This window comes from Micromonospora sp. NPDC049230 (assembly GCF_040647875.1).
Taxonomy (GTDB): Bacteria; Actinomycetota; Actinomycetes; order Mycobacteriales; family Micromonosporaceae; genus Micromonospora.
Genome location: NZ_JBEZCZ010000004.1, coordinates 1 through 18,428 on the forward strand (window position 1 = coordinate 1; position 18,428 = coordinate 18,428).

Genomic DNA, 18,428 nt, shown 5'->3' on the forward strand with positions numbered 1-18,428 from the left:
ACGGCGCCAGCACAGCCCACTCGTGATTCGTCAGATCGCCTCGTGCCACAACGGGTCTAACGAGCGAGATTCATGATCCGCGAGACAGAACCTAGGGGCGGTGTCGGCGCGCGGGAAGCGCCGGGATCGACGTGAGGGCCAACCGCGGTGCCGGCGGTCAGGTCGGGGCAAGCTCCGGGATGCCGTAGTGCTGGTCGAGGATCTGCATGGCGGCGCCGGCGGCGATGGCGTCCGCGCCGAGGCTGGACAGGGTGACCCGCGTGCTGAGCCAGTTCGCGCGTCGCGCGTCCGCCTGGACGGCCGCGGTGACCGCCGGGAGATAGGTGTCCGGGTGTCGGAGGAGATCCGCTCCCGCCAGCACCACGTGGGCGAGGTCGAGGGTCTGGAGCAGGTTGACGACGCCCACCGCCACGACACGGGCCGCACGTGCCATGTCTCCGGCGTCGGCGGCGTGCTGGTGCACGATCTCCAGGCATCCGTGTCGGCCGCAGACGCAGCGGGGGCCGTCCAGGTCGACGACCGTGTGGCCGAACTCTCCCGCGTTGGTGTGCGCGCCCCGGTGGGCCGCGCCACCCAGCCAGAAGCCTCCGCCGATCCCAGACTCGATCATGATGAGTGCCGCGTCGCCGAACGTCGCGCCGTGTCGCCAGGCTTCGGCAGTGATCCCCGCGGTGACGTCCTTGTCGAGGTGGACGGGCAGGCCCAGGTGCTTCTCGGCGATCTCGCGCAGCGGCACGTCGTGCCAGTGCCGCAGGCCGTGCGCGCCGCGAACCAGGCCGTGGGCGTGATCCAGTGGGCCGATCATGCCGATGCCGACGCCGGTGAGTCGGCCGCGCAGGTCGGGGCCGCCGGCCATCGCGTCGATGCCGGACCGTAGGGCGTCGAGGAGCTGCGGCGGGGTGAAGTCGCCGGGCAGGGGGCTGACCGCGGAGTGCCGCACGGTGCCGGCGAGGTCGACCAGGACCAGCCGCAGCGTGCGACGGGCGACGTGGGCGCCGATCGCGTACCGGCTGTCGGGGACGAGTTCGTAGACGACAGCGGGCTTGCCGACGCCCGGCCGCCGGACGTCGGTGGGACGGATCAGTCCCGCGGCGCTCAGCCGGGCGATGACCTTGGAGACCGCCTGTGGGGTCAGGCCGGTCGCCTCGACAACTGTCGACCGCTCGAACCGTCGGGCGGTACGCCCCACCGCCATGACCAGCGCCTGGTTGTAGCCGCGCAGGAATCTGACGTCCGCGGTGATGCGAGTCATCTCACCACCCTATTACGCAACGCTGTTGCTAAATTTTCTCGGTGATCGGGATGAGCAGTGGTCGACGGGTGGCGGCGCTTGTCGCCCTGGCACTGGGCGGCGTCGCCATCGGCCTCACCGAGTTCGTGGCGATGGGCCTGCTGCCCGACATCGCGCGCGATCTGCTCGCGCCGCAGTACGCCCAGTCGTCGGCGGGAGCGGTCGCGCGAGCCGGCTGGATGATCACCGCGTACGCGCTCGGCGTGGTCGTGGGCGCGCCCCTGATCGCCGCGCTGAGCGCGCGCCTGCCCCGCAAGAGGCTCGTGCTCGGACTGCTCGTGCTCTTCGCCGTCGGCACCGTCGGGTCCGCGATCGCCCCCACCTTCGACCTGGTGCTGGTGGCCCGGTTCGCGGCGGCGCTTCCGCACGGCGCGTACTTCGGAGCGGCCGGTCTGCTCGCGGCGACGCTGATGGGCCCCGGTAACGAGGCCCGGGGGTTCGCCACAGTGCTCAGCGGCCTGACCGTGAGCAACGTGGTCGGCGTACCCCTCATCACGCGGCTCGGGCAGGCGGCCGGCTGGCGCGTCGCGTACCTGGTCATCGCCGGTGTGTTCGTGCTCACGCTGCTGGCGGTGCTGGCCGTCGTCCCGGAGGTGGCCGCGGCGGTCGACGGGTCGCCGGCCGCCGAGTTGCGGTCGCTGCGAACCCCGCAGGTCTGGTTGGTCGCCGCGACCGGTGCTGTCGGTTTCGCCGGGTTCTTCGCGGTGGACAGCTACATCGCACCGGTCACCACCGACGTCGCCGGGCTCTCCGCCGCGACGGTGCCGTGGGTGCTCGTCGCGGTCGGTCTCGGCATGACCGTCGGCAACGCGCTCGGTGGCTGGTTCGCGGACCGCGACCTGCGGCGGAGCATGGTCATCGGGTTCGTCGCGATGATCGTGAGCATCGCCGCGTTCAGCCTCGTCGCGTCGACCCGGGTCGGGTTGTTCGGGGGCGCGTTCCTGGTCGGTGCGACGAGCCTCTACCTCGGCCCGGTCCTACAGGCGCGCCTGATCACCGTCGCACCGGGGGCGCAGTTGATGGGTGCGGCGGTCAACCAGTCGGCCATGAACATCGCGAACAGCCTGGGTGCCGCCCTGGGCAGTGTCGCCATCGCCGCCGGGCTCGGTTATCTGGCACCCGCCCGGGTGGGAGTGGTCCTCGGGATCATCGGGTTGGCCCTGGGGCTGGTCAGCTTCGCCGTCGGCCGACGGACGCGCGAGCGGGTCCCGGCCACCGTCGCGGGCTGAGGTGGCCGGACCACGCGTGGCTCTGGTCAGAAGTCGTCGACGGTCACCGTCACCCGATGGCTGCTCGACCTCCAGTTGGGCACGTTGACCACCTCGTAGCCGCCACCGCGTTGACCCACTGTGATCCCGACGAGGCCGAGGTGCGCCGGAGTGGCCGGGATGAACAGGTCCACGCCGGTGATGAAGGTCTGGCTGAAGAACTCCGGCAACGGGGCGGTCAGCTCGGTCACGCCGTCGCTGCCGGCGTCGAAGGCGAAGATGGCGATCGTCCGCTTGACGCGTGGCGTGTTCGCCGCGTTCAGGACGTCCCTGCCGTTGATCCAGAGGCTGTCGCCCGCGTCGCCCTGGTCGCCCCACCACTCCTTCTGGCGTTGGATGGTCAGCGCCGTGTGCCGGTCGCTGGTGTCGACGAGCGCGCTGAGGCCCTCGCCGGGCACGCCCGTCGCCAGGCGCAGGAACGAGTCCGAGCGCAGGAACGGCTGGACGTAGAAGTGGTGCGTCGCCGCGTCCGGGCGCACGATCGCGAACTCGTGGCGGGCCGTGGCGAGGACCGGGACGGGGCCGAACGAGCCGTCGCCGCTCAGGGGGATCCGGTGCGCGGGCCGCTGTGACAGCCGGCCGCCGGTCAGCGAGTCGACCGGGTAGACCTCGAGTGTCGCGTCGGTGACGCCCGCGTTGCTCGGGAAGAGCACCGCGCGGCCGGAGACCTGGGCCGTGCCGAAGAGCTGCGGCACGATCCGCGTGGTGTGCGGCGCGCGACCGCGCAGGAATCGGAAGATCTCGCCGAACGACTCCGGCGACGACACGGTCTGGGTGTGCGACTGCTCGGGGAGGTGCACGTTCGTCGCGCCGACGATGGCACGCGACGGGTCACCCTCACCCCAGATCGCGAGGGTGGGCACACCGCCGGGCGTGGCCGTCGCGGTGCGTCCGTCCAGGTTGACGTAGTGCGCCACCCGGGCGGCGCGCGCCGGTGAGCTGTTGAGATAGCCCTGCGTGAGGTAGGTGCCCAGCGAGTGCGCGAGCAGGTCGACGCGATCCGCGCCGGTGGCCGCCAGTAGGCGGGAGATCCGCGCGTCGAGTCCCGCGTACACCTGGGGCAGGATCGTGGCGATGTTCGGTGAGTCGTACTCGTGGGCCTCGATGATGTCGATCGGGTAGCCGTTACTGGCGAGACGCTTGGCCTGGGTCTGGAACTGCGCGGCCGATCCGGCGCTGCCGTGCACGAAGACCACCGGACGGTACGTCGGCGCGGCGGCGGCCTCGGCGGGACGCGGGACCGGGGCGACGGACAGGCTGGCGGCGAGCGCGAGCCCGGCCAGTGCGCAGAGCGTTCTGCGGCGAGATGTGTGCATCGGTCCTCCACCTTGAGCGACGAAGTATTTGCACTACTAGCGCAATTATCGTGTCAGGGTGGGGGCCGGCGGTCCACACCTTCCGGTCGGCTCTCGGTCAGTTGACCTCCTTGGCGAGCAGGTCGCCGACCGCCGCGCGGACCGGATCGGGGTTCGACCAACTCCAGTTGGGGTGCGCGCGGTTGGTGAGCAGGGCGAGGACGAGCCTGCGGCGGGGATCGACCAGGAGTGAGGGGCCGGCGAAGCCGGTGTGACCGAAGGTCCGGGCCGAGCTGAGCCGGCCCATGAACCAGCTCTGGTCGAGAACGACGCCGAGGCCGTGGGCGGCGGTCCGGTGGGGCCGCTCCGGGTCGACAGCGGGTTTTCCGGCGTTGTGGTTGGCGAGCATCCGGCGCGCTGTCGCCGCGGCGAGGATCCGCTGGCCCTGGTGGGTGCCTCCGTCGAGGAGCAGCTGACCGATGACCGCGAGATCGGTGGCGGTCGCGAAGACGCCGGCGTGACCGGCGACGCCACCGAGGTGGTTGGCGACGTCGTCGTGGACGGTGCCACGGAGCAGACCCCGCGACGATCGGGCGTCGGTGGCGACGAGTCGACTGGCCCTGGCGGTGCCCGACAACCAGGTGTCGGGGTTGAAGCCGGTGTCGCGCAGGCCCAGCGGGCCGGCGAGGTTGCTGTTGAGCGCCTGGTCGAGCCGCTGGCCGGTGACCCTCTCGACGATCTTGCCGGCGACCATGAGCCCGACGCTGGAGTAGCGGAACGTGTCCCCGGGCACGGCGCCGGCGACCAGCCCGGTGGTGAGCACGGCGTTCCAGCGGGCCGTCGACCAGGACGACCGCGACGGCACCCGGGAAGCCCTTGTGCGCCACGGTCTGCGGTGTGGCGGGCAGGTGCTTGCGGAGCAGGGCCGTCACGCCCTGCGCGTAGCGGGCCTGGCCGGCTGGCCCGGCAGCACCACTCGGCGCCGCGGTGGCCCTCGGCGAGCCGGACAGGGCCGCGCCGTTGCCGGCCGCGCCGAACCCCACCCGGTTGCCGGCGGCGTCGGTCGCGGTCACCGCGTCACCGGGACCGCCCGGCCCCGGCTTCGGTCCGCCGTCCGCACCGCAGCCGGTGAGGGTGGAGGTCGCGGCGGCCAGGCCGGCCCCGAGCAGGGCACGACGCGCAACGGGCATGCCGGGAATCGTGACAGCTGACATCGACGTGCGCCAACCGAGCCCTCGACCGCTGGCACGTCTCTCCGGCCGTCAACACATGGTCACCATGCAGACACGTTCGGTAAATAGGCGGTGCCTGTGCGACGATCGGCGGGCGTCACACCGAACGACCATCCATACCCTTGGAGAGCACGATGTCCCTCAGCCGCGCCCGCGTCTTCGCCGAGCTGAACGCGGTGCGACCCCCCGATCAGCCCTCCCCGGTCCTGGGCAGGGCAGTCGTTGTCGGCGGCAGTGTCGCCGGTCTGCTGGCCGCCCGCGTGCTCTCCGACTACGCCGACAGCGTCGTCATCATCGACCGGGACGACCCGCAGGTGAGCGGCGCGCGTCCCGGCGTACCCCAGGGGACGCAGCTGCACGCGCTGCTGCCCGGCGGCTTCCTGCAGCTGGAGCGGCTGTTTCCGGGCTTCCGCGAGGCGGCAGTGGCGCGCGGGGCGGTCGAGGCGCCACCCCCGGCCAGGCGCAACTATCTCGACGGTCGCCTGCGGGTCGTCGTCCCCGACGACGCCGACAGCCTGGCGGGCAGCCGGCCGCTCCTGGAGGGGCTGATCCGCCAACAGGTGCTGCGACTGCCCAACGTCAAGACGGTCACCGCCCGTGCCACGGGTCTCGTGTTCGACGGCACCGTGGTCACCGGGGTCCGCTACGACGTCGGTGGGTCGCCCGGTGTGGAGAGCGGTGACCTCGTGGTCGACGCCATGGGGCGGTCGAGCAGACTGTCGGCCTGGCTGGAGCAGGCCGGCTGGGACCGGCCGGCCACGCGGCGGATGACCGTACACCTCAACTACGCGACGGCCCTGTTCCGCCGCCCGGACACGGCCGAGGCACCCCCTGTCGTCCTGGCGCTGCACACCCCGAAGATGTCCTCGGACGTGGCCGGCGCCGCGTTCTTCGCCATCGAGGACGATCGGTGGATGGCCATGATGGCCGGCTACGGTGACCATCGTCCCGGCGCCACCGCGGAGGACTTCGTCCGCCGACTACGGGAGCAGTTCCCACCCGAGTTCGGTGAGGTCGCCGGCCAGCAGATGCTCGGCGACGTTCAGACCTACCACCATGCCGACAGTCGACGGCGCGACTTCCACGCGCTGCGGCGGTTCCCGGGCGGGCTGGTCAGCGTGGGCGACGCCGTCGCGTCGTTCAACCCGGTGTACGGGCAGGGAATGACGGCGGCGGCCCTGCACGCGGCCTGCCTGTCGACGTACCTGCGCACCGGCCCGGACCTGACCGCCCCCGCGCGCGAGTATCTCGCGTTGCAGAAGGTCGTGGTCGACGCCGCGTGGTCGACGTCGACCTCCGCCGACCTGGCGCTGCCCCACGTCGACGGGCCCTATCCGCGCGGATATCGGGTCACCAGTTGGGCCAGCCAGCAGATCCTCGCCGCGACCGTCACCGACGTGGCGATCGCGCGACGGTTCAACGAGGTCGTCTCCATGCGGGAGCACCCACTCACGCTGGCCCGGCCCGGCGTGCTCGTCGGCGCACTGCGGGCCAACCGTCGCGCCCGCTGACGTGGGGCGGGTGTCAGAGCCCCCGGCCGGCCGAGGGCTCTGACAGGCCTTAGCGGGGCAGCTTACGCAGGATGTCGACGACGAATCGGTGGTCCTCCAGCTGGGGAAGTCCGGAGACACCGACCCAGCCCACCACGCCGGTGCCGCGTACGCGCAGCGGCACCGCACCGCCGGCCGCCGCGTACCGGGAGGCCGGCAGACCGAACTTCTCGGCCAGCGTCACCTGCTTGTCCTGGCACAACCGGGCCATGTAGAGCGACGAGTGCTCGAACCGCATCACCACCCGCCCCTTGCGGCGCAGCCATCCGTCGTTGTCCGCCGTCGACCCGGGCAGGCCACAGTGGAACAGCTGACGCCCGGCCCGCCACACGCCCACCGAGACCGGCAGCCGCTGGTCCCTCGCGGCGGCGACGGCGAGCTGCCCCAGCTCGTACGCGTCCGTCTCGGACAGGCCCGCGAGCTCCAGCTCGGTCTCCTCGCGCAGCAGCTCGTCCAGCGTCGGCCATGCTTCCGGATCAGTTGCCATGGGTCTTCTCCTCGTCGGAACTCATCGTGTCGGTGCTCACCAGGCGCAGGGCGCGTAGTCCTTCAGGAAGCAGCCGTACAGGTCCTCGCCCAACTCGCCGCGGACGATCGGGTCGTACACCCGGGCCGCGCCGTCCACCAGGTCCAGCGGGGCGTGGAATCCCTCGTCGGCCAGCCGCATCTTCGTCGGGTGGGGGCGTTCGTCGGTGATCCAGCCGGTGTCGACGCTCGTCATCAGGATGCCGTCGGTCAGCATCTCCTGTGCGCTGGTGCGGGTCAGCATGTTCAACGCGGCCTTGGCCATGTTGGTGTGCGGGTGCCCCGGCCCCTTGTAGCCGCGGCCGAACTGGCCCTCCATCGCCGACACGTTCACCACGTACTTGCGGCGGGCCGACGCGGCGGCCATCGCCGGCCGCAGTCGGCTGACCAGCACGAACGGCGCGGTGACGTTGCACAGTTGCACTTCGAGCAGCTCGACCGGGTCGACCTCCTGCACCCGCTGGACCCAGCTGTTGACCGAGTCGAGGTCGGGCACGAGACCACCGGCGTCGATGGCCGTGGACGCGGCGATCCGTTCCGGCGAGGCGGAGCCGCTGGTGAGTGCCAGCGCGGTGAGCGCGTGCGGGGTGAGCGCTGTGGACTGCGGCCCGGCGGTCAGGCTGCCCACCGGGCCGCTCGGACCGTCCGGCTTGGCGAACGTGATCAGCTCCGGCAGCGGACCGTCCGGCAGGGCCGCGGCCTCGGCGGCGATGAGCTGCGCGTACGCCCCGGGGGAGCGGCGAACGGTCTGCGCCGCGTTGTTGATCAGGATGTCCAGTGGGCCCTGGCTGCTGACCGAGTCGGCGAGGGCGATCACCTGGGCGGGGTCGCGCAGGTCGATGCCGACGATGCGCAGACGGTGCAGCCAGTCCCCGCTGTCGGGCATGGCGGCGAACCGGCGCACCGCGTCGTGCGGGAACCGGGTGGTCACCGTCGTGTGCGCGCCGTCGCGCAGCAGCCGCAGCGCGATGTACATGCCGATCTTCGCCCGGCCACCGGTGAGCAGCGCGCGCCGGCCGGTCAGGTCGGTACGGGCGTCGCGGCGCTCCCGGTTGAGCGCGGCGCAGGACGGGCAGAGCTGGTGGTAGAAGGCGTCCACCTCGCGGTAGCGCTGCTTGCACACGTAGCAGCCGCGGGGGTTGTGCAGGAAACCCGCGGTCTCGCCCGCGGCGGACGACGCGAGCGGGATGCCCTGGGTCTCGTCGTCGATCCGCCCCGGGGCGCCGGTGGCGGTGGCCTCCGTCACCGCCCGGTCGGCCGCGAGGATGGCATCCCGCCGTTCCTCACGCCGCCTCTGCTTGATCACCTTGTAGAGCCGGGCGGTGGCCCGCTGCACCCGCACCACGTCCGGGTGGTCGGAGGGCAGGGCCTCCAACGCCTCGAAGACACCGAGGCAGGCCTCCAGCCGGTCGCGGTCAATGCCGTCCTGACCGTTTTCGGTAATGTTGTCCACCGTCATGTGTCTGTGTCTCGTCCCGTTTCCCGTGCCGGATCCAGCCGGCCCGCCCCAACTCCGACCCGAAACTGTACGCACCAGGTGGCCCGCGACGCACCCCGCGTAGACAGGTCTCCGGCGGCGCCCGTCTCAGGCGTCGTCGGCGCGGCCGAGACGCCAGTAGCCCATGAAGGCCACCGCGCGCCGGTCCAGGCCCCGCTCGGTGACCAGGTGTCGGCGCAGGTTCCGGATGACGCCGGCCTCCCCGGCGAGCCACGCGTACAGCGGGGTCGCGGTCACCTCGTCGGGAACCTCCCACAGGATCTCGGTGTCGACGTCCACGTCCGCGACCGGCTCGGTGGCCGCCGCGTCCGGGGCCAGCAGTTCCCCCGCCGCCACGGTGACGGCGGGCACCAGTCGGCTGCCGTGGGCGTCGTCGCCTCGGGGCAGCCAGCGCACGTCGACGCCGGGGGGCGCGGCCAACGGCAGCACGTCGTCGCCGTGGGGCACCTCCAGCAGGACGACGCCCCGGGCGGTGCGGGGGAGTCGTTCGCAGATGCTGGCGATCGCCGGCACGGCCGTCTCGTCCCCGGCCAACAGCAGGCTGCTCCCGGCCGACGGCCGGAACTCGGCGCCGCCGTGGTCACCGTCGTAGCCGGAGTCCGGCCCCACGATGGCGATCTGGTCGCCCTCGCTCACCCGCCGCGCCCAGCGTGTCGCCGGCCCGCTGTCGCCGTGCAGCACCAGGTCGACGTCGACCTCGGCCAGGTGCTGTCGGACGGCCCGCACGGTGTAGGTACGGATCGGGGGGCGTCGGTGCTCGGGCAGGGCCCGCCAGGTCGCGTACCAGTCCGCATCCTGGGGAAGATCCACCCCGCGCTCACCGGGCAGCGGCAACGCCAGCTTGATCCGCTGGTCGTCACCGTTGTCGGCGAAGCGGTCGAGGTCCGCTCCGGTGAAGGTCACGCGGGTGAAGGACGGGCTGAGACGGCGTACCGCGCGGACGGTGACGACGAACACCCGGTACGGCGCGATGGGCAGGGTCTCGGTGGTCATGGTGCCTCTCTCGACTCGGGCCGGCGTCTACCGGGTGGTGCTCGCCACGGCGCGGGAGCGCCACAGCAGCCAGACGAAGTACGGTGCGCCGATCATGGCGGTGACCAGGCCGGCGGGGATCTGGGCCGGGGCGATGACAGTCCGGCCGAGGGTGTCGGCGATGCTGACCAGCGCCGCGCCGAGCAGGGCTGCCACCGGGAGCACCCGGGAGTGCCGCCCGCCGACGAGCGCCCGCGCGGCGTGCGGGGCGACCAGGCCGACGAAGCCGATGACCCCGACGGCCGAGACAGCGGTGGAGGTGAGCAGCGCCGCCGCGCCGAGCGCGATCAACCGGGTGCGTTCCAGCCGGACGCCCAGCACCCGGGGGGTGTCGTCGTCCAGGGCCAGCAGGTCGAGTTCGCGACGGGCGGCGACCACTGCCGGGGTGAGCACCAGCAGGGCGATCAGCACCGGCAGCACCTGGGTGGGCAGCCGACCGTAGGTGGAGCCGGACAGCCAGGTCAGCGCCTTGCCGGTGTTCCACGGGTCGAAGGCGACGACCAGGTAGGTAATGACCGCCATGCCGCCCTGCCAGGCGCCGAAGCCGATCAGCACCAGCCGGTCGGAGCTGAGCCCGCCGCGCCAGGCCAGGCCGTAGACGAGGGCGAACGCCAGCATCGCGCCGAGCCCGGCGACGCCGGAGACGGCCCACACCCCGGCCAGCGGCACGAACGTGAGCAGGGAGACGGCGCCGAGCCCGGCGCCTGCGGTGATGCCGAGGATGCCGGGTTCGGCAAGCGGGTTGCGGCAGACCGCCTGCACAGTGGTGCCGGCGACCGCGAGCGCCGCACCGGCCAGGACCGCCGCGGCGACGCGCGGCCACCGCTGGTCCAGCACAAAGGTGTACGCGGGCCCGGTGCTCCCGTTGACCCAGTTGACGACGTCGCCGAGCAGCACCCAGGTGTCGCCGGCGAGCATGCCGACCGTGACCGCGCAGACGGTCAGGACGGCGGTGACGGCGACGACGCCCCGGTGGAAGGCGGCGGTGCGGACGGCCGCGTGGCCGCCGGGCGGGCGGCGGGTGGGGCCGGCGTCGCGGTGCCGGCGTGCCAGCCAGATCAGGATCGCCGCGCCGAACAGGGTGGTGACCACGCCGGTGGGGATGTCCACCCCGGCCTGCCCACCCAGCACGGCGCGCAGCAGCACGTCCGAGCCGAGCACGATGATGACGCCGGCGATGCCGGACAACGGCAGCAGGATGCGGTGCCTGTGCACCCCCGGCACCACGGGCCCGAGCAGCCGGACGATCACCGGGGCGCACAGGCCGACGAAACCGACCGGGCCGGTGAGGGTGACGGCCGCGGCGGACAGCAGCACGGCCAGCACCATGACGGTGAGCCGGGTACGCCGCACGTCGAGGCCGAGCACCGTGGCGGTGTCGTCGCCGAGGGCGAGGATGTCGAGGCGGTGCCCGAGCAGGACCAGCACGACGATGGCGCCGGCGATCACCGGGGCGAGTTGGGTCAGCGCGCTCAGGTCGCTCTGCACCAGCGAGCCGTTGCCCCAGGCGAACAGCCCGATGGTGGCCTGCTCGAACAGGAGTAGCAGCAGGGTGGTCACCGACCCGAGCGCCAGCGCGGTCGCCGAGCCGGCGAGGATCAGCCGGGTGGTGCCGGCCTGCCCACCGGAGGACATCGCCAGCACCAGACCGGCGGCGGCCAGCCCGCCGCAGAAGGCGAGACCGCCGGCGGGCAGCGCGGGCAGCGAGACGCCGAACGCGGCCACCGAGACGATCGCCAGGTGCGCGCCGGCGTTGACCGCGAGGGTGTCGGGGGAGGCGAGCGGGTTGCGGGCGACCGACTGCAACGCGGCGCCGGCGAACCCGAGCGCGACGCCGATGGCCAGCCCGGCGAGCAGCCGGGGCAGCCGGGCGGCGAGCAGGACACGGGCCGCCTCGTCGTCGGTGCCGGTGGCGAGCCGCAGCAGGTCCAGGGCGCCGACGTTCGAGGTGCCCTGGGTGAGGTGCACCGCGCCGACCACGAGCAGCAGCAGGGTCGCGGCGACGAAGACGACGGCGACGCGGGGCGCGGCCGGGCGTGGGGGTGCGCTGAGCACGCTCACACCGCGTACGTCTTGACGAGTTCGTCGATGTACTGCTTGCCGGACAGCGGCCCGCCGAAGGTCCAGATGCCGTTGGGCATCTTGTGCAGGTTGCCCTGCCGCACGAAGGGCAGCGACTTCCAGATGGCGTTGCCGGCGAGACCGTCGGCGAACACGTCGTCACCGTCGGAGGCGCTGTAGAAGAGGCGCAGGTTCGGGTCCTTGAGCACCGTCATGCCCTCGACGTCGGTCTGACCCAGGCCCCACACCTCGTCGGTCTTGCCGGTCCAGGCGTTGGTGAGGCCGAGCTGGATGCCGATCTGGGAGACCAGCGCGCCCTTGCCGAACATCCGGATGCTGACGGTGCTGCCCTCCTTCCAGCCGTCGGCGATGGCGAACGGCCGGCCGGCCGCACCCGCGTCGGTGATCTTCTTCTTGCCGGCGGCGATTGCCGCGTCGAAGTCGGTGAGCAGCTTGTCCGCCTCGGTGGTCCTGCCGACCGCCTTCGCGATCATGGTGAGGTCGGTGCGCATCCGGCCGAGGTTGTCGGTGGCGTCACTGCCCTTGGCGACCACGACGGGAACGAACTTCTCCAGCTGACTCACCAGGCTGCCGCCCCGGTCGTCCTCCATCACGACGAGGTCGGGCTGGAGGGCGACGATCGAGTCGACGCTGGGCTCGCCGCGGGTGCCGACGTCCTTGACGCCCGGGTCGAGCTTCGCGGCGGTGACCCAGGTGCCGTAGCCCTTGGGGTCGGCGACACCGACGGGCATGACGCCCAGGCTGACGAGCATCTCGACCTCGCCCCACTCCAGCCCGACGACCTTCGTCGCCGGGGCCTTGAGGGTGACCTGTTTGCCCCGGCTGTCGGTGAGGGTGACCGGGCCGCCGGCCGCCGAGGGGGAGGTCTCGGGGGACGCGGCGGTCTCGGTGGTGCCGCAGGCGCCGAGCGTCAGCGCGGCCACGACGGCGAGAAGGGCGGTGAATCGGGTACGGGTCATGACGGGTCTTTCTTCTGCTGTGGATAGGGGTGTTCAGACCAGGGCGCGGATCTGGTGTCGCCCGACGGGGCGGGTGGTGACAAGTCCGCTGAGCGGATCGGTGGTCACCTCGATGCGGATCCCGTAGGTCTCGGTGAGGGCGTCCTCGGTGAGGACCGCAGCCGGGGTGCCGGTGGCACGGACCCGGCCCCTGTGCAACAGGACCACCTCGTCCGCCACGGCGGCTGCCTGGTTGAGGTCGTGCAGCACGACGCCGACGGCGACGCCGTGATCGTTCGCGAGGTCACGGACCAGGTCGAGGATCTCCACCTGGTAACGCAGGTCGAGAAACGTGGTGGGCTCGTCGAGCAGCAGCACCGGGGTGTCCTGGGCCAGGCAGGTGGCCAGCCAGACCCGCTGCAACTCACCTCCGGAGAGTTCGTCGACCGGACGATCGGCCATCGCCGCGACGCCGGTGACGTCCATGGCACGGGCGATGGCGGTCCGACCGTGCGGGTCCTCGCCGCGCCAGCGCCCCCGGTAGGGGTGGCGGCCGTACCCCACGACGTCACGGACGGTGACCCCGTTGGGCACCGGCCTGCTCTGGGCGAGCAGGGTGACCCGCCGGGCGAACTCCCGGGCCGCGAGGCTGGCGGCTGTGACGCCGTCGGCGAGGTGCACGATTCCGGCCTCGATCGGGTGCAGTCGGGCCAGCGCCCGCAGCAGTGTGGACTTGCCGCTGCCGTTCGGCCCGACAAGTGCGGTCACGGCACCCGCGCGGAGGTCGATCGCGGCGCCGTGCACCACCGGCACACCGTGATAGCCCAGGTGGAGGTCGACGCCGGACAGGCTGCGCTCCCCGTTGACCGACGCCAACTCGTTCTGCATGAGGTTAGGCTAACCTAACCGAATGATGGCCTGTCAAGCCGGTCGCGGGGCCGTGGCCAGCCTGGCGGACCGGTGGGCGTCGGGCCCGGGCGCGCGTGGGGGATGCTGGGTCAGTGCAGATCGCGACCCTCGGCCCACTCGCCGTCGACGGCCGTCCCGTTCGGGGTGAACGGCTCGCGACGGTGATCCGCGCCCTCGTCGACGCGCGGGGGCGGGCGGTCTCCACGAGTCTGCTCGTGGACGCCGTCTGGGACGGCACGCCGCCCGACGACGCGACCGGCGCCGTCCAGGCCCTGGTGTCCCGGGTGCGTCGTCTCGGGCTGCCCGTGGTCGCGGTGCCGGGCGGCTACCGGCTGCCCGCCGAGGAGGTCACCGTCGACGCGGTCGAGGCGCGGGCGCTCGTCGACCGGGCGCGCACCGTGTTCCACTGTGGCGATGTCCGTGTCGCCCGCGGCTTGGCCGATCAGGCACGTGCCCTGTTCCCCGCGGTCCCGGAGCTGGTCACCAGCGAGGACACCCGCCTGTTCGCGGATGTCACGGCGCTGCGCGCGCAGGCGGCACTCGCCGGTGTGGGTGCGTTCGACGAGGTCGACCTGAGCCGGCTCGTCGCGCGTACGCCCCCGGACGAGCCGTCGGCCGCCCTGCTCGTCCGGGTGCTCGCCGCCCAGGGCCGCGAGGCGGAGGCGCTGGAGGTGGTCGAGCGACTCCGGGCCGAGCTGGCCGACCGGTACGGCACCGACCCGTCGCCCGTGATCGCACAGGCCCACCTGGCGCTGCTGCGTGGTGAACTCACCGCCCCACCCGTCGCCGCGGCGCCCCGGCAACCGCTGCGGATCGCGTTGCCCGCCGCCTGGCGTCGGCCGATGACCGCCCTCGTCGGCCGGGAACGGGACGCCGTCGCCGTCGCCGACGCGCTCGCCGAGACACCCGTGGTGACGATCGTGGCGACCGGTGGCGCGGGCAAGACCCGGCTCGCCGCCGAGGTGGCGAGCCGCGCCGCCGCGGCCGGGCGGTCGGTGCGCGTGATCGAACTCGCCGGCCTGCGCTCGCCCGAGGAGGTGCTGCCCACGGTGCTCGCCGCGTTGGGCGGTGCGGACACCACTGCGACCGGCGCCAACCTGGGCCTGGAACGGCGGGTGCTGAACCCCGAGGAGCGGCTGCGCGCCGTCGCGCCCGACCTCGACGGGCTGTTGGTGCTGGACAACTGCGAGCACGTCCTCGACGCCGTGGCGGCCGTCGTCGCGAACCTGGTCGCGGTGACGTCCCCGGAGGTCGCGGTGCTCGCCACGAGCCGGGCCCCGTTGGGTCTGGCCGGCGAACTGGTGCACCGGCTGACCGCCTTGCCGGACACTGACGCGCTCGCGCTTGTCGAGTCCCGCGCGCGGGCCGGCGGTGCGGTGTTGACCTGGGACGCCGAGCGGGTGCTGGCCCTGTGTCACCGCCTCGACAACCTGCCGCTGGCACTCGAGTTGGCCGCCGCGCGGCTGCGGCACATGCCGATCGACGACGTGCTCGCCGGGCTGACCGACCGGTTCGCGCTGCTCGACGACGCCCTACGCGGCCTGCCGGAGCGGCACGCGAGCCTGTGGGCGCTTGTCGACTGGAGCAGGGAACTGCTCGCCGCGGACGACCGCGAGTTGCTCCAACGGGTCGCGGTCATCCCCGCGCCGTTCACCGCCGACCTCGCCGCCGCCGTCGCGCAGACTCCCGATGTGCGTCGTGGCCTGGCGACACTCGTGGAACAGTCCCTGCTGACACTTGTCGAGGGCGACGGTCCGCCGCGTTACCGGATGCTCGAAACGGTCCGCGAGTACGGCGAGGCCCGGCTGGACGCGGCCGGCGACCGGGATCAGGCCATGGCCGGCCTGGTCGGGTGGGCGCGGGAGCAGGCCGTCGCGCTCGCCGGCCGCTTCATCGGCCCCGGACAGGTCGAGGCGCTGCACCGGTGCGCCGCCGAGCAGGACAATCTGGTCGTGGCCCTGCGGTGGGCGATGGGAGCGGACGACGAGCCCGCCGCCGTCGACGTCGCCACCGCGCTGTTCCACCTCTGGTCGGTGCGTGGCCTGCACCTGGAGGTCCTGGCCTGGGCGCGCGGGCTGCTGCACATCGACGACCCACAGCGGCGGCCGCGCTCGGCGATCCAGCGGGGGGCGGCCAGCGGGCGGCCACTGCCCAACGCCGAGCGGCTGGCCTGGATGTGCCTGGTGATCAGCGTCAACGCCGGCGTCAGCGGCGATCTGCGGCCCGCCGTGCTCGCCCGGCGGGCGCTGCGGACGTTGCTGGCCGAACGTCCCGCCGGGGTGTCGCCCCGGCTGACCGCTCTCGCCTCGGCGCTGCCCGGCTTCGACGCGTCCGACCTGGAGCAGAGCCTGAAGAGCGCGACCGAGATGGTCGCGCACCCGGACCCGTACGTGCAGGGGCTGGGGCTGTTCGCGCGCGCCGCGGTCCGGGAGAACGGCGGCCTGCCGGAAGCGTCGATCGGCGACGCCGAGCAGGCGTACCACCGCTTCGAGGCGGCCGGCGACCACTGGGGCATGGCGATGGCGGCGGGTGCCGTGGGGCAGTTCCTGGTCCCGAGCGGGGATGCCCGGTCGGCCGAGTGGCTGACCCGCAGCGTCCACCACATGGAGTTGGTCGGTGCCACGCAGGACGCCCGGTCGATCCGGGTCCGACTGGACGTGCAACTCGCCCTCACCGGCGACGCGGAGGCGGAGCGGCGACTGGGCGAGACGGCCGCGCTGGGTCAGGCCGAGCAGATCGACGCCGCGCAGGCGCTGCTCGGACTGGCGCACCTCGCCTGGCAGCGCGACAGGTACGACGAGACGCTCGCCTACGCCGACGAGGTGACGCGCATCCTCGCCGGTTGGGTCGGGCCGCAGCCGCAGCCGCGCGTGATGCTCCGGGCCACGGCGGCGATCATCTACCTGCGGGTGGCCCAGGCCGGGCGGGTGTCGGGCAACGACGTCACGGCCCAGGCGACCGCGATGCTGTCGCTCGCCCGCGACGATGCGCTGACCTCGCGGGACCTGCCGGTGATCGGGGCGTGGGCGTCGGGCGGCGCGGAACTCTCGGCCTACCGGGGTGACGTCGACACGGCCCGCGAACTGGCCATCCTCGCCAAGCGGATCGGCACCCAGATCGAGATGTTCTTCCCCTTCGAAAACGGCGAACGGCTCAACGCCATCCTCGGCGACGAGGAGCAGCGTGAGCCGTTGCTGGCCGCGTGGCGTGAGCGGCCGGCCGCCGCGGCCGTCAGCCGGATCCGCGAACTGATGGACGACCTGCTCGCGTCGGAGCGACACGACGGCTAGGTCGGCGGGGACGGGCAGGAGCAGCCCGCCGGCCGGCACGAACGGCCGTATCAGCCGGCTGGGTAGAAGAGGAACAGCGTGCAGCCGCTGGTGGTGGCGGGGACGTGCCAGGAACCGGCCGGGGCGTGCAGGAACGTCCCGGCGGGATGGTCACGTGCCCCGTCGTGGAAGGTGCCAGCCAGCACGAAGACCTCTTCCGGGCCCGGCTCGTGGACGTCGCGGCGTGGCCAGGAGCTGCCCGGGTCCATTTCCAGTACGCCTGCGTGGGCGCCGTTCGGGCCGGTCCACAGCGGGCGGTGCCGGACCCCGGGGAAGAGTTCCTGGATCGGTGCCTGGTCGACGCGGGCGAAGGCGTAGCCCTCCTGCGCGAGAATCTCGGGATGCATGCCTCTCAGGGTGCGGGCGGTGATCCCCGCAGCCCAGAGCCCGTGCGGACAGCATGGGGTATTTTCCTGCCATGCATCGTGTGGTGGCGCTGGTCCGGCCGGTGCAGTCGACGTTCGAGCTCGGCTGTGCCGTCGAGGTCTTCGGCACGAAACGGGCCGGGGTGCCCCAGCACTACGAGTTCGAGGTGTGCACGGAGACGCCGGGTCTGGTGCCGACATCGGCCGGGTACGCGATGTCGGTGTCGCGCGACCTGGCGGCGCTGGAGCGCGCGGGCACCGTGATCATCCCGGGTTGGGCGCCCGTCGAGGCGCCGCTGTCGGATCGGGTGCACGACGCGTTGCTGCGGGCACACGCGCGTGGAGCGCGGCTGGTGACGATTTGTTCCGGAGTGTTCGCCCTCGCCCGCACCGGCCTGCTGGACGGCCGCTCGGCCACCACCCATCCGGGACGCGCCGAACAGCTCCGACGAGAGTTCCCCCGGGTCCGCGTGGAGCAGGACCGGCTCTATGTGGACCACGGTGACGTCGCCACCAGCGCCGGTGCGGGCGCGGGCATCGATCTGTGCCTGCACCTGGTCCAGCAGGACCACGGAGCGGCTCATGCTGCCCTCCTCGCCCAGCACATGGCGATGCCGCCGCACCGCGAGGCGCCCCCTGCGTCCGCGGGGGACGCGCTCGACGGACTGCTCGACTGGGCCGGCGCGCGCCTCGGCACGTCGTTGTCCGTGCAGGACATGGCCGCGTACGTCGGTGTCTCGCCGCGCACGCTGGCCCGGCGCTTCGCCCGCCACCTCGGCACGAGTCCGGGTGGCTGGCTGCTGTCGCGCCGAGTGGCCGAGGCGCGCACCCTGCTCGAGCACACAGATCTGTCCGTCGAGGTGATCGCGGCGCGCGTCGGCCTCAGCTCGGCTGTCAACCTGCGCCGCCGGTTCCACGCGCGGCTGGGCATGACCCCGAGCGCCTACCGGCGCGCAGCACGCGTCCCGTGACGACAACCGCACACCCCTGATCGGTACGCTCACGCCGGAACACGAGGTCGCCACCGCTTTGACGCGGCCTGCCGTCGGCGGTGCACCCAGCCGCACCGGCATCGGGCCACGGCGCCGGCAGGTCGAGGTGCCGACGCCGTGAC

Annotated in this window: 14 protein-coding genes; 4 read left to right on the top strand and 10 right to left on the bottom strand. The window is 72.8% G+C overall.

What is annotated here, in order from left to right:
* Positions 1 to 157 precede the first annotated feature (157 nt).
* Complete coding sequence (locus AB0A95_RS04510) at positions 158 to 1,252, bottom strand: ROK family protein (protein WP_357554179.1); 1,095 nt, start codon at positions 1,250 to 1,252, stop codon at positions 158 to 160.
* Between the two features lie 50 nt (positions 1,253 to 1,302).
* Between AB0A95_RS04510 and AB0A95_RS04515 the strand changes: the two genes are divergently transcribed.
* Complete coding sequence (locus tag AB0A95_RS04515) at positions 1,303 to 2,520, top strand: MFS transporter (protein WP_357554181.1); 1,218 nt, start codon at positions 1,303 to 1,305, stop codon at positions 2,518 to 2,520.
* A 26-nt stretch (positions 2,521 to 2,546) separates the two neighbouring features.
* On the opposite strand, the gene AB0A95_RS04520 is transcribed toward AB0A95_RS04515, so the two are convergent.
* On the bottom strand, positions 2,547 to 3,875 hold the full coding sequence (locus tag AB0A95_RS04520) for an alpha/beta hydrolase (RefSeq protein ID WP_357554182.1): 1,329 nt from the start codon (positions 3,873 to 3,875) through the stop codon (positions 2,547 to 2,549).
* Between the two features lie 97 nt (positions 3,876 to 3,972).
* Complete coding sequence (locus AB0A95_RS04525; protein ID WP_357554184.1) at positions 3,973 to 4,719, bottom strand: serine hydrolase; 747 nt, start codon at positions 4,717 to 4,719, stop codon at positions 3,973 to 3,975.
* 501 nt (positions 4,720 to 5,220) lie between these two features.
* Between AB0A95_RS04525 and AB0A95_RS04530 the strand changes: the two genes are divergently transcribed.
* Entirely contained in the window at positions 5,221 to 6,597 is a 1,377-nt protein-coding gene (locus tag AB0A95_RS04530; protein WP_357554186.1) for an FAD-dependent oxidoreductase, read from the top strand.
* 49 nt (positions 6,598 to 6,646) lie between these two features.
* On the opposite strand, the gene AB0A95_RS04535 is transcribed toward AB0A95_RS04530, so the two are convergent.
* From AB0A95_RS04535 to AB0A95_RS04560, 6 genes are all read right to left on the bottom strand, one after another.
* On the bottom strand, positions 6,647 to 7,123 hold the full coding sequence (locus AB0A95_RS04535; RefSeq protein WP_357554187.1) for a heme-degrading domain-containing protein: 477 nt from the start codon (positions 7,121 to 7,123) through the stop codon (positions 6,647 to 6,649).
* Positions 7,124 to 7,159: 36 nt separating this feature from the next.
* Positions 7,160 to 8,620: an SDR family NAD(P)-dependent oxidoreductase gene (locus AB0A95_RS04540; protein WP_357554189.1), complete on the bottom strand. Its 1,461-nt coding sequence runs from the start codon at positions 8,618 to 8,620 to the stop codon at positions 7,160 to 7,162.
* A gap of 126 nt (positions 8,621 to 8,746) precedes the next feature.
* Positions 8,747 to 9,652, bottom strand: coding sequence for a siderophore-interacting protein (locus tag AB0A95_RS04545; protein ID WP_357554190.1), 906 nt, complete (start codon positions 9,650 to 9,652; stop codon positions 8,747 to 8,749).
* Between the two features lie 27 nt (positions 9,653 to 9,679).
* Complete coding sequence (locus AB0A95_RS04550) at positions 9,680 to 11,746, bottom strand: iron ABC transporter permease (RefSeq protein ID WP_357554192.1); 2,067 nt, start codon at positions 11,744 to 11,746, stop codon at positions 9,680 to 9,682.
* A gap of 2 nt (positions 11,747 to 11,748) precedes the next feature.
* A complete protein-coding gene (locus tag AB0A95_RS04555) occupies positions 11,749 to 12,732 on the bottom strand; it encodes an iron-siderophore ABC transporter substrate-binding protein (protein ID WP_357554195.1) in 984 nt (327 codons plus the stop codon).
* Positions 12,733 to 12,765: 33 nt separating this feature from the next.
* Complete coding sequence (locus AB0A95_RS04560; RefSeq protein ID WP_357554196.1) at positions 12,766 to 13,599, bottom strand: ABC transporter ATP-binding protein; 834 nt, start codon at positions 13,597 to 13,599, stop codon at positions 12,766 to 12,768.
* Positions 13,600 to 13,712: 113 nt separating this feature from the next.
* On the opposite strand from AB0A95_RS04560, the gene AB0A95_RS04565 reads away from it, so the two are divergent.
* Positions 13,713 to 16,910 (top strand): BTAD domain-containing putative transcriptional regulator, encoded by a 3,198-nt coding sequence (locus tag AB0A95_RS04565; RefSeq protein ID WP_357554197.1) that lies wholly within the window; start codon positions 13,713 to 13,715, stop codon positions 16,908 to 16,910.
* 50 nt (positions 16,911 to 16,960) lie between these two features.
* Here AB0A95_RS04565 and AB0A95_RS04570 read toward each other — a convergent pair whose 3' ends face one another.
* A complete protein-coding gene (locus tag AB0A95_RS04570) occupies positions 16,961 to 17,296 on the bottom strand; it encodes a cupin domain-containing protein (RefSeq protein ID WP_357554199.1) in 336 nt (111 codons plus the stop codon).
* 71 nt (positions 17,297 to 17,367) lie between these two features.
* Between AB0A95_RS04570 and AB0A95_RS04575 the strand changes: the two genes are divergently transcribed.
* On the top strand, positions 17,368 to 18,285 hold the full coding sequence (locus AB0A95_RS04575; RefSeq protein WP_357554200.1) for a helix-turn-helix domain-containing protein: 918 nt from the start codon (positions 17,368 to 17,370) through the stop codon (positions 18,283 to 18,285).
* Positions 18,286 to 18,428: the final 143 nt, after the last annotated feature.

What these genes read in the sequence shown, in the direction of transcription:
- AB0A95_RS04510 (WP_357554179.1), bottom strand. Translation starts at nt 1,252, where the DNA reads ATGACTCGCATCACCGCGGACGTCAGATTCCTGCGCGGCTACAACCAG.
- AB0A95_RS04515 (WP_357554181.1), top strand. Translation starts at nt 1,303, where the DNA reads ATGAGCAGTGGTCGACGGGTGGCGGCGCTTGTCGCCCTGGCACTGGGC.
- AB0A95_RS04520 (WP_357554182.1), bottom strand. Translation starts at nt 3,875, where the DNA reads ATGCACACATCTCGCCGCAGAACGCTCTGCGCACTGGCCGGGCTCGCG.
- AB0A95_RS04530 (WP_357554186.1), top strand. Translation starts at nt 5,221, where the DNA reads ATGTCCCTCAGCCGCGCCCGCGTCTTCGCCGAGCTGAACGCGGTGCGA.
- AB0A95_RS04535 (WP_357554187.1), bottom strand. Translation starts at nt 7,123, where the DNA reads ATGGCAACTGATCCGGAAGCATGGCCGACGCTGGACGAGCTGCTGCGC.
- AB0A95_RS04540 (WP_357554189.1), bottom strand. Translation starts at nt 8,620, where the DNA reads ATGACGGTGGACAACATTACCGAAAACGGTCAGGACGGCATTGACCGC.
- AB0A95_RS04545 (WP_357554190.1), bottom strand. Translation starts at nt 9,652, where the DNA reads ATGACCACCGAGACCCTGCCCATCGCGCCGTACCGGGTGTTCGTCGTC.
- AB0A95_RS04555 (WP_357554195.1), bottom strand. Translation starts at nt 12,732, where the DNA reads ATGACCCGTACCCGATTCACCGCCCTTCTCGCCGTCGTGGCCGCGCTG.
- AB0A95_RS04560 (WP_357554196.1), bottom strand. Translation starts at nt 13,599, where the DNA reads ATGCAGAACGAGTTGGCGTCGGTCAACGGGGAGCGCAGCCTGTCCGGC.
- AB0A95_RS04570 (WP_357554199.1), bottom strand. Translation starts at nt 17,296, where the DNA reads ATGCATCCCGAGATTCTCGCGCAGGAGGGCTACGCCTTCGCCCGCGTC.
- AB0A95_RS04575 (WP_357554200.1), top strand. Translation starts at nt 17,368, where the DNA reads ATGCATCGTGTGGTGGCGCTGGTCCGGCCGGTGCAGTCGACGTTCGAG.